Annotated in this window: 9 protein-coding genes and 3 pseudogenes; 5 read left to right on the top strand and 7 right to left on the bottom strand. The window is 59.9% G+C overall.

The features are described from left to right. Positions 1–314: 314 nt before the first annotated feature. Together AC13EK_RS10920 and AC13EK_RS10925 are read right to left on the bottom strand one after the other, a co-directional pair. A complete protein-coding gene (locus AC13EK_RS10920; RefSeq protein WP_010339476.1) occupies positions 315–1,157 on the bottom strand; it encodes a hypothetical protein in 843 nt (280 codons plus the stop codon). Next, the gene (locus AC13EK_RS10925; RefSeq protein ID WP_483022194.1) at positions 1,154–1,825 is read right to left on the bottom strand and encodes a hypothetical protein; all 672 of its coding nucleotides are present in this window, start codon (positions 1,823–1,825) and stop codon (positions 1,154–1,156) included. Before AC13EK_RS10925 ends, AC13EK_RS10920 begins: the two co-directional genes overlap by 4 nt. A gap of 282 nt (positions 1,826–2,107) precedes the next feature. Between AC13EK_RS10925 and AC13EK_RS10930 the strand changes: the two genes are divergently transcribed. Next, the gene (locus AC13EK_RS10930; RefSeq protein WP_170319081.1) at positions 2,108–2,275 is read left to right on the top strand and encodes a hypothetical protein; all 168 of its coding nucleotides are present in this window, start codon (positions 2,108–2,110) and stop codon (positions 2,273–2,275) included. 109 nt (positions 2,276–2,384) lie between these two features. Here the strand turns inward: AC13EK_RS10930 and AC13EK_RS10935 are convergent, their stop codons facing one another. Continuing rightward, a complete protein-coding gene (locus AC13EK_RS10935) occupies positions 2,385–3,158 on the bottom strand; it encodes an SMODS domain-containing nucleotidyltransferase (protein ID WP_010339474.1) in 774 nt (257 codons plus the stop codon). Then, a complete protein-coding gene (locus AC13EK_RS10940) occupies positions 3,158–3,670 on the bottom strand; it encodes an SLATT domain-containing protein (RefSeq protein WP_010339473.1) in 513 nt (170 codons plus the stop codon). Before AC13EK_RS10940 ends, AC13EK_RS10935 begins: the two co-directional genes overlap by 1 nt. Positions 3,671–3,825: 155 nt before the next feature. On the opposite strand from AC13EK_RS10940, the pseudogene AC13EK_RS10945 reads away from it, so the two are divergent. Continuing rightward, positions 3,826–3,954, top strand: a pseudogene (locus tag AC13EK_RS10945) (transposase); the annotation flags it as partial. A 231-nt stretch (positions 3,955–4,185) separates the two neighbouring features. Here the strand turns inward: AC13EK_RS10945 and AC13EK_RS10950 are convergent. Continuing rightward, on the bottom strand, positions 4,186–5,202 hold the full coding sequence (locus tag AC13EK_RS10950) for an IS110 family RNA-guided transposase (protein WP_026109761.1): 1,017 nt from the start codon (positions 5,200–5,202) through the stop codon (positions 4,186–4,188). A gap of 69 nt (positions 5,203–5,271) precedes the next feature. Here AC13EK_RS10950 and AC13EK_RS10955 point away from each other — a divergent pair. The 3 genes and pseudogenes from AC13EK_RS10955 to AC13EK_RS10965 all read left to right on the top strand — a co-directional run. Next, a pseudogene (locus tag AC13EK_RS10955) lies at positions 5,272–6,314 on the top strand (IS3 family transposase); the annotation flags it as partial. Between the two features lie 151 nt (positions 6,315–6,465). Continuing rightward, positions 6,466–7,653: pseudogene (locus AC13EK_RS10960) on the top strand (histidine kinase dimerization/phospho-acceptor domain-containing protein); the annotation flags it as partial. A 145-nt stretch (positions 7,654–7,798) separates the two neighbouring features. Then, a complete protein-coding gene (locus AC13EK_RS10965; protein ID WP_483022195.1) occupies positions 7,799–7,987 on the top strand; it encodes a DUF6961 family protein in 189 nt (62 codons plus the stop codon). Between the two features lies 1 nt (position 7,988). Here the strand turns inward: AC13EK_RS10965 and AC13EK_RS10970 are convergent, their stop codons facing one another. Together AC13EK_RS10970 and AC13EK_RS10975 are read right to left on the bottom strand one after the other, a co-directional pair. Further along, a complete protein-coding gene (locus tag AC13EK_RS10970; protein WP_483022196.1) occupies positions 7,989–8,693 on the bottom strand; it encodes a hypothetical protein in 705 nt (234 codons plus the stop codon). 125 nt (positions 8,694–8,818) lie between these two features. Continuing rightward, entirely contained in the window at positions 8,819–9,592 is a 774-nt protein-coding gene (locus AC13EK_RS10975; protein WP_483022197.1) for a hypothetical protein, read from the bottom strand. Positions 9,593–9,947: the final 355 nt, after the last annotated feature.

Genomic DNA, 9,947 nt, shown 5'->3' on the forward strand with positions numbered 1-9,947 from the left:
AATCGAACGCCTGCACAAGCGCGTCGGACGTTCGTGCAGGACGATAGCATCACGCCCGACGCGCTTGTGCAGGCGAGCATGGCGGAATATTCAACCGCAAGACTCTCGTTATGATCGAGGGACCGCCGGGGGGCAGGTCAAGTCGAATACACCCTCATTTTTTCCTCCGTTTTGGTTTGGCGATGCGATTTTTCCCATGGGGAGGAGCGCCCGGCGAATGGACAACCGGATCGTTCGATGTCAGTGCCGCCATGAAAAATGGGCAGGCTGGATGGATGCAGCCTGCCCATGCAGAAGGTTTATCTGGATGAAATTCAGGCTGGAGGTGAGATCCTCGTCCTGGTCGAAGCTGGGGCAGATCCAAGAACGATCTGAAGCTCAGCAAGAAAGAGAGAGAACAGTCGTTGGGTCAGAATTGCGGCCCCTTCCGTCCGCGCCATTTCGCCCCACTTGTTCCAAAGCGGCAGACGACCTTTCATCCACTCGAACATCAGATTCCGGCTTTCCACATCCTCGAATGTCTGGGCCCAGATTGTCCTGACGATCGGCATCCGTGACACCGGATCCTTATAGAGCAGCGAGATAGCAGGAAGCCTGTGGAGTGGCTCGCTGACGAAAAGGTAGGGCATTCCCATCGCGAATTTCCGTGCGCTCTGGAACTGCGCTCGGCTGATCTCTTCAGCGCCTTCCGCAACTGCGGCCATGGCCTCCAACCCCGGGTGATATGCCATAGCTTCAGGTGGCCGGGTTGCGAGCAGCATGGCAGCGATCGATCTGCCTTCTGGGGTCACCCTCGCGTCATACGGCGATCCATTATAGCCACCTGCAATAAGACCAGCCCCGGCGAGCCAGTAGGTATAGAAACGGAAGAAATCCGGTCCGCGATCAAACAGGCCGGAAGTCGATGCTTTCCGATCGGGATGATCGCCCATCTTGAGCAGGAGGTAGGCGAGAAGCCGCTCGAGTTCGACGTCCCGTGCTGGGTCGCGCCCCCCTGGATTCATCACCCGAGGGAAGCCTAGCCGGCCATAGAAGAGGGCATCGCGCAGCGACTTCCACACGGTGCCGTCATCATCGATCAAGCGGACGTCATGACTGCCTGTTTCGAGTTGCATCCAGTGGCCCCACGGATAGGTGAAGTCTCGCTCTTGGCTCATAGCGCCACCTTTGGCCCCTTCGGATTCAGGCCGATTGGAGGAGGACTTGGCGCACGCGCCGGCGGAACGTCATCGCCCCGGGCCACCGCTTCGAGTTGGGCTGCCAGATCGATCACGTGGGCCATGACGTAGGACTCGTCGCGATATTCCCTTTCAAGGCCGACGCTGATTGCCGCCGGCTCATTTTCGTGGCTGATCGGCTGGATGTCGAAGGAGGTGTTGCAACTGAAGCCGAACCACCACGCATCATCATGACGACGACCGCTGCGGCCAGCTGGATCGAGATTGGGCACCCTGACGTGACAGACGGAGATCTCTTCGGGGTCTTCGGTCATGCACTCATCGGCGTAGCCGGCGCCGCCATGCGGCCGGATGCCGAGCGTGGCGAGTACGGAAGCATCATGGCCATATAGTGGGTGAGTTGCCGGGACCGCAACGAACCCCGCGAGGTGACCTCCAGGCTGCTCGCGGCGAATGATACAGGGATAGCCGGTCGCAGGATCGATCCATGCCACCTTGTCGGCCTCCTCCATCCAGGGACCGTCCGCGATGGGGTGGCGGTCCCTGACACTATAGGCGACCTCCATCGGCTGTTCGCCGATCCTGTAGCCGAGCACCGTCACCGCATTGAAAGTACTGGCCTGCCTCTTCGATTTTCTGGTTACCATTGCGTCTCCTACATGTTGGACTACCGCGTTGCGGCAGTTGGCATGTGGAGATCCGGCCCCCGCTATTTCCAGCGATTCGGAGGAGCAGGTCGTGCGAATGAGGTGCAAGGCATGAAATTCAGGGGTGCAAATTGCGCGTTGAGCATTCCCGCGCTTGAACCTCAGCCAGGTGAGCCCTCACCAACTCGACGAACTTGCGAAGCCGGAGCAGTGTGGGCGCCACCCTAGAGGCTCGATGTCACCCCATGGCTCCGGGCAGGCGAGAACCAGATTGAGCTGAAGGTGATGAACAGCGCACTAAATGCCTTGGCTGCACGAGGCAGGCCGGATTTCCGGCTGCTATCCGCTCGATATGGAGAGCGGTTCAAGGATCACGATCAGCAATTGATCCAGGCGCGCCCGGCGGGACTGCTGGGATCGATCCGCCTGGTCACGACAATCAAGGATTGAAGGACGGGATGATGGCGCTCATCGTCACCGGTGAAGCTGTGACGATCTCAAACGTCCAAGGTTTTTCGGACAAGTGAAGCCGCCCCAGACGCTCCTTGGCGATTCAGGCTCATTCAGGGATCAGCTTCTTGATCTCGGCCTCCGCGGAATAGGGCATCTCTGCGGCTTCGAGCTCTCTGACTTTCGCCACGATCTCCTTCGCACGGCTGATGCGGTCGTTCCGCCATTGCGTTGCGTCGTTCGCCAACAGGTTGTCGAACACATTGAAGAGATATGACTTCTGGTTGAGAGCGAAAGTGTAGGACTGAGCGACTATCCACTTCTCGAACCCATACGAATCGTAAACGTAGCCGTTGCGGGCATTCCAGAACTTGGCCAACCTGATCGTCGGTTTGATCAGGCTGAGCTCTGCCTGGTTCTTCGCCGTCAGCGTCGCATTGAAATCATTAGGGTTGGTATCTCTCCACGCGCTGGTGCCATTGGGGATCTTATACTCGCCTGCCCAATAGCCAGCGAGGGCCGGGACCAGGTCAAATTTGATGTGGTTCAGCTGGAGCACGATGGTCGGAGAGGACTGTTTGATCGCCGAAGTCGGATAATAGTATTCGGCGAATTTGCGCAGCCGATCGATGTAGGTCTGCGGGGTGTACCCCCCTTCGGAAAACACAATCATGTAGTCGATGTCGGAATGCTCATCCATCGCACGTGGCAATATGGTGCCACGGGTTGACGACCCAAAGCGAAAATGCCTGCTGACGTTGGCGCCGAAGTATGAATTCAGGCGTGTCGCCAGAGTGGAGATCGACGTGTTGATGGAGGTGTTTTCGGCGCCCGAAAGGACCGCCTGACTGGCACGCGTCTGCAGATAGGTCAGGACCGACATCAGGCATCTTTCCGATCAACACGATGTCCGGCTTCGCCCTCGTCGATGCCCTTCCTCGCTTTTACAAAATCCGAGCGCGACACCTGGGCGCTTGCCTGATTCAGTTCGTTCCGGCGCTTGGTGATTTCATCGAGATTGGCGATCGCAGAAGCGTTGTCGCAAGCCGAGCCGAGCTTGATGGTCCGCAACACCCGGGCGTCATTGCGCAGGGTGAGATACTGGTCGCCGCTGCCCTTATGTGAAGAGGCCCGTTCGGACGGCTTGAGGAAGGTCGAAAGGGCCGTCAGTATAGCCACGATGGTGGACATTATTCCCGCGATTTCCGGCTGATCCTTGAAGAATGCGGTGCCTGCAAGAGCGCTCAGGACGACCGATGGTACGCCGAGCAGCAGGTGGTAGCGGCTCCAGCGATCTCCGGCATTGAACTGCGCCTTCCCGGAATGGATGCAATCCTCCTCGATCCGCTCAAGTTCTTGTTGGATCGCGGTCAACGTCTGCGGGGAGTCGCTCATCTCGTTCTTCCTGTTGCTTAACAGGTCTTTAGCAACGTCCGTGGGGATCAGACGAGGAATATCGAACCATCCCTCGATCGCGGATGACAAATTGATCTGCCCCCCGCTGAGTGGCCCAGAGACTATGATAGTCTGGACCGCGAAAGGGACATTGAATGCCGAGCAAGAAGCACAAGCCGGAAGAGATCATCGGCAAGCTGCGTGAAGTTGAGATCGTGCTGGCGCAGGGGGCTTCGACCGCCGAAGCCTGCCGTCGGATCGGGGTCAGCGAGCAGACCTATTATCTCTATGGACGGCTCTCCCTTTGCAAGCGGCATTGAAACGTTCTGCGTGGATCAGTTGCAAACATCTATCCGGCGTCAGCTGGTTGTCCAGAGCGCCCAAATGGGAAATCCGCACACGCGCACCTCTACAGCTGGTAGGCCTCAAGGGCCTCGATAATAGTCAGGCTCGTCGCGCGTCGGCTCGATCAGTGCAGTCCATTTCTCCGTCTACTCGCAAACTGGTTCGGTTCTTCAGGCGGCGGCGCGGTATTGATCGCCCGTTCGAAGCACGGCCCAGATTATCCGTGCATTCTTGTTGGCGATGGCAACCGTTGCGCGGTTGAACCCGCGTCGCTCCCGAAGCTGGTTGGCCCATTGGCTGATGGGATCATTTTTATTGGGTGCCGTTCTCACGACGGCACGCGCGCCGTGAACCAATAGGCTGCGCAAATGCTGGCTTCCTCGTTTAGAGATGCCCATAAGCACCGCCTTATCACCGCTCGAGAACTGGCGCGGTACTAATCCAAGCCAGGCCGCCATGTGGCGCCCATTCCTGAAGTCCGAACCATCGCCGACCGCCGCGACAATCGCTGTTGCCGTTTTGGGCCCAACGCCTTTGATCCTGGCGACACGCTGACAGGGCTCGCTCGATTTGAAGACGGCTTCGATTTTCTTGTCGAAATGCTCGATGCGGCGTTCGAGATCGCAGAAGAAATCCCAGAGCTCGGCAATGGTCTCACGGGCCATAGTCGAGAGGCCGGAGTCGGCGCGTGCGAGTATCTCCGGAATCATGCGTCTCACCCGGGTAATCGACTTGGCAAAGGCAATGCCACGATCAAGCAGCAGCCCGCGCATCTGGCTGACCAGGGCCGTTCGGTGGTTCACAAGACGCTGGCGGGCGCGGTGTAGAGCCTGGATATCCTGTTGCTCAACGCTTTTCTTAGGCACCAGCGGAATGTGGGGTTGACGCACAGCCGTACAGATCGCCTCGGCATCGTTGCCGTCGTTCTTCTGCCTGCGGACAAATGGCTTCACATATTGAGGACTCACGATCTTCACGTTGTGGCCCAACTCTTCAAATTGGCGGGCCCAGCAAAATGCTCCTGTGCAGGCTTCGATCGCGACGGTGCAGGGCTCAATCCCGGCCAGCACCGAAAGTAGTTGGTCGCGCATGACCCGCCGTTTGAAAATCGCATTGCCCTTGCGATCAACGCCATGCAGCTGGAAGACATTCTTCGCCAGATCAATACCAAGTACATCGATGGTCATCATTCCTCTCCTTCGACTGCCGGTTGCACAACGATGCTCCGGGGTGGGAGAGCCGTCCATCCCATTAGCTGGCGCAAGGAATATGGCGGGCTGAAGACCGACCAGGCACGGCGGATGAAGGATCTGGAGAAGGAAAACCAACGGCTGCGCCGGGCGATCTCGGACCTGACGCTGGACAAGCTGATATTGCAGGAAGCTGCACGGGGAAACTTCTGAGCCCCGCACGGCGACGGCGCTGCATCGATCATATACGACGGGATCTGCCAGTCCGGCTATCCGAGCGACGGATATGCCGGGTTCTGGGGCAGCATCGATCGACACAGCGTAAAGTGCCGCGTGGGGCGGATGACGAACAGGCGCTGACGGAGGACATCATCGCCTTGGCAAAGCAATATGGTCGTTACGGCTACCGCCGGGTCACGGCGTTGCTGTGCCATGCGGGGTGGACGGTGAACCATAAACGGGTCGAGCGGATATGGCGGCGCGAAGGGCTCAAGGTGCCGCAGCGCCAGCCCAAACGCGGGCGTCTATGGCTCAACGACGGATCATGCATCCGCCTGCGGCCTGAGTATCCTGGGCATGTGTGGGCCTATGACTTCGTCGAGGGGCGCACGCATGACGGCCGCAAGTTCCGCATCCTGACGATCATCGACGAGGCCAGCAGGGAATGTCTGGCGCTTATCGTTGCGCGACAGCTCAAACATGAGGATGTGCTGGCGGCCTTGGCGGACCTGTTCATCTCGCGCGGCCCGCCTGCACATATACGGTCAGATAATGGCGCCGAATTTATCGCCAATGCCGTCCAGCAATGGCTGCGGCAGATCGGCGTGAAGACGCTCTACATCGCGCCGGGATCGCCATGGGAGAATGGCTATAATGAAAGCTTCAATGGGTCGCTGCGCGACGAACTGCTCAATGGTGAAATCTTCTACAGCCTCGCCGAGGCCAGGGTGCTGATCGAAGCCTGGCGGCGGCATTACAACACCGTCCGCCCGCACAGCAGTCTTGGCTATCGGCCACCGGCACCAGAAACGGCGACACCGCCATATCCGGCCTCCGGTTCCGCTTCGCTCCACCTCCGTCCGGATATGGCGGCGATGAGCTTAATGCACCAACAAACCAATCGGTCCACTCGGTGGGGGCAGATCAGTCGATCGACAGCATGTGTGCATTCGCCATATGCTCCTCCTTCATGCGCCGCCATGGCGCTATTGAGCATCATACGATGCCCGATGAAGGGAGGCATCCACCGCATCACTTCACAACCCCGAGGCTGCCCGCTTGCTGGAGCGGCTCGGGAACGTCAGCTTCCTCGAACGCCCCTTCTATCCGACTACCCTCATGAGCCTGGCGCGCGCGGCGCTGCGCGCCCGCCGCCGGCAATATGAAGCACGCGCGCGCCTCGAGGAGCTGCGTAGCCTCGCCGGGTCCCTCGAGCGCAAGGTCGAGGAGCGGACCGCCGAGCTAACGTTGGGTGAAGCGCGGATGCGGGCGATCTTCCAGACCAACAACGAATATCAGCTGCTCATCGATCTCGCCGGGACCGTCCTGGACGCGAACGCCACGGCGCTGGCGGGAATTGAGGGCCGGCTCGAGGATGTGGTCGGCAAGCCCCTATGGGAGACCCCGTGGTTCGCGCATTCGCCCGACCTTCACAACGCCGTGAAGGCTGGTGTGATGCGCGTCGCAGCGGGCGTGACCTTGCAAAAGGAATTGACCATCCATCTTCCGATCGGCCCGCGCTCATTCGACGTGGGCATGCGGCCGATGCGTGGTCCGCAAGGCGATACGCTGGCACTCATCGTGGAAGCGCTCGACATCACCGACCGCAAGCGTGCCGAGGAGGCGCTCCGTCAGGCCCAGAAGCTCGAGGCGATGGGGCAGCTTACCGGCGGCGTCGCCCACGACTTCAACAACCTGCTGACGCCGATCGTGGGCGAGTTGGACATCCTGAGGCGCAGCGGACTTGGCACGGAGCGCCAGCGCCGCCTTATCGAGGGTGCCATGCAGTCGGCCGAGCGGGCGAGGGCACTCGTACAGCGGCTTCTGGCTTTCGCGCGGCAGCAGCCGTTGCAGGTCCGCGCGATCGATATCGGCACGCTGGTGCGCGGCATGGCCGAACTGGTCGGATCGACGATCGGGCCGAAAATCAGCTTGGCGATCGAGGTGCCGGAAGGGCTGCCTGCCGCGCGCGCCGATCACAACCAGGTCGAAATGGCGCTCCTCAACCTTTGCGTGAATGCGAGGGACGCGATGCCCGAAGGGGGCACCCTCCGCATCTCGGCATCCAAGCGGCATTTCAGCGCGGAAAATGACGAGGGCCTGAGCCCAGGCAGCTATATCAGCCTCGCGGTCTCGGATACCGGGATCGGTATGGATGAGGAGACAGCCACGCGAGCCGTCGAGCCGTTCTTTTCGACAAAGGGGCCGGGCAAGGGAACAGGTCTTGGCAGTATGATCGTTGGCTGAATGGTTCGTTCGAGGAGGCGCTGACATCCCAGGAAAGGCGCTTCCCCGACGATCTGATTGAAATCAAGAGAACCAGCGAACTTTGGGTGAAGCGCCGGAGTCCTGATGCCGAGCCCCCGACGCTGCTATGACGACAGAAAAGGAGAGATGGGCCGAAGCGCTAGTCGTTGATCGCCAGCACGGCGACAAGGCCTTCGACTTCATCGCACGTCGCGTTCAGGAACTGGCGCTTAGAGGTGACGAGGCAGGCATCGCAAGATGGCTGGCGATCGCAGGACATCTCGATGCCCTGACCCCGAGCGGCACAATCCAGTAAACTAGCCTGCGCGACGGCGCCAGCCGGGCACTCGGCCTAGGCGGCGCTCCACTGTCCTGCAGTCGCGAGCGAAGGTGGCGTAGCTGAACGTGCCGAGTTGAACCTCTGGGCGTGGGCAACTCGGGTGCACCCCCGAATTGATCATCTCCACCTCGCGGACCGCGAGATAGTAGCCATCCACGAACCTTATGCCGTTGCAGATGGTATGGGCGGCGAATTTGGCGCGCACGCGGTCGAGCTCGCTCACGCCCCTCCGATCTCGGCGAGCAGAACTGCCATGCCGTGCAGGTCTCGATCGCTCGATCCGCCATCGCTTGATGGTGTTCGGATTGTCATGCTCGCCATAGAGCCGACGATGGTCGTCACTCCAATGGGCAACGAGGGCGATGGAAATCGCCTTGGTTCCATTCGGAACACCCAGCCGGTCCAGCAGGCCGCACTGAACGTCCATCCTGCGGGCCCGGCCAGCAGGTTCGGACAACCTTGCCGCGATTTCAGGAGCCGTGGCATATTGGATGCCGATGAGCCGCAGGTCGAGCGAGACCTCCGCACTGAGGGTATCGACCTGAAATGCGACCTCCTCGATGCGGTGAGTATCGACGAGCCCACGACGGAGCCCGTCGATCACGCTCTGGGCGGTTGCCGCATTTCCTCCCTGAACGTGGATCCGCAACCGGGCCGGAACATCATTATGAGTTTCGCTCAAATAGTCTCTCCTGTGCTGCCTGCCGCTCCGCGACCAGCACATGGTTCCGACCTGATGGGGTTCAAGCCTCTGATGTGACAAGGATGCCATGACGTTGCATAGAAGCCACATTCACTTCCGTCGGATCAGGGGCGTGTTGCGACTTCTGACAAGCCGATCAGGCTTCCGATGCTGGGAGATGGAAACGCTCGCGGCCAAAACCGCTCGGTGCCAAGCTGCATCGCCCGCTGCTTGTAGGTATCCACATCAATCCCTCCGAAAAGCTGCCCGCTGACCTTGGCGAAGTATTGGGCACTTTCCATCCTTGCGAAGAGCTCGAGGGCCCCGCCCGATCGACCCGAATAAACCAACGTGTGCGGAATCCAGGATATGTATCGGCCGGGCTCGCTCAACTGCCGCTTGATGTGGAGGAGAAGGTCCGCCTCCATGATGCGGGCAAAGGATGGCGTCCCCTTCTGATAATGCTCAAATATGAAGTCGGCCTGCCAGTCCGAACGATTGTTGCCGGTCCGCCGGTTGCGGCCTTCGAGCGATTCGGCGAACTGGTTGAACTCTTCGAAGTCCTTGGTGCTGCGGCCGCGACCGCTGTACCGGTCGTCAAAGTAGTAGGCATGGTCGAGGACCCGAGCCAGAAGGTCAAGCTGACGCTCACCCAGCAGGATCGCGGCGACGCCCAGAAATCCTTCGTAGGCCATCATCTTATTCGCGTCGTAGGTGGTCGAACGCCAGCTAGACGTGTCCGGCGAGGGTTGGACCGTGCTGAGAACCTGCTCCAGTATCGAGGTAAGCTCGTCGACGACCAAAGGCGCTCCGCGCGCCATAGCCCTCGTAAGGTCATGAAGCTGGCGAATGTATGGGCGCATCGCATCTGCCGCAGCCACGACCTCTTCATCGGTCATGGTCCCCTCAGCATTATCGACAGGACGCAGCGCAATTAGCTGCTCGACCAGTCCCTCTCCAAAGTCCCGCATCAGTCCAGGGGGTTAGCGTCCGCGCTCGTGGTGTAATTTCCGGTGTAGATTGAGGTGATCGCATGGGGTTGGGCATGCCCAGCCCCATGCGATTTCGAACTCGGTGGCCACCGGGCTCATCGGTAAGGTGGAGTTACCACACTTCACACGCCCACCGAGGAGTTGATCCCGATGACCGACGACAGACTACCGCTTGCCGAACTGATGGCGAAGACCGGAGATGGAGATTTCCTGCGTACGATCGCCGAGAGCGTATTGCAGATCATTATGGAGGCCGATGTCG

The sequence above is a fragment of the Sphingobium sp. L-44 genome (assembly GCF_056859495.1).

Coding starts and splice junctions, on each gene's coding strand:
- AC13EK_RS10920 (WP_010339476.1), bottom strand. CDS start 1,157: ATGAGCCAAGAGCGAGACTTCACCTATCCGTGGGGCCACTGGATGCAA.
- AC13EK_RS10925 (WP_483022194.1), bottom strand. CDS start 1,825: ATGGTAACCAGAAAATCGAAGAGGCAGGCCAGTACTTTCAATGCGGTG.
- AC13EK_RS10935 (WP_010339474.1), bottom strand. CDS start 3,158: ATGTCGGTCCTGACCTATCTGCAGACGCGTGCCAGTCAGGCGGTCCTT.
- AC13EK_RS10940 (WP_010339473.1), bottom strand. CDS start 3,670: ATGAGCGACTCCCCGCAGACGTTGACCGCGATCCAACAAGAACTTGAG.
- AC13EK_RS10950 (WP_026109761.1), bottom strand. CDS start 5,202: ATGACCATCGATGTACTTGGTATTGATCTGGCGAAGAATGTCTTCCAG.
- AC13EK_RS10965 (WP_483022195.1), top strand. CDS start 7,799: ATGACGACAGAAAAGGAGAGATGGGCCGAAGCGCTAGTCGTTGATCGC.
- AC13EK_RS10975 (WP_483022197.1), bottom strand. CDS start 9,592: ATGACCGATGAAGAGGTCGTGGCTGCGGCAGATGCGATGCGCCCATAC.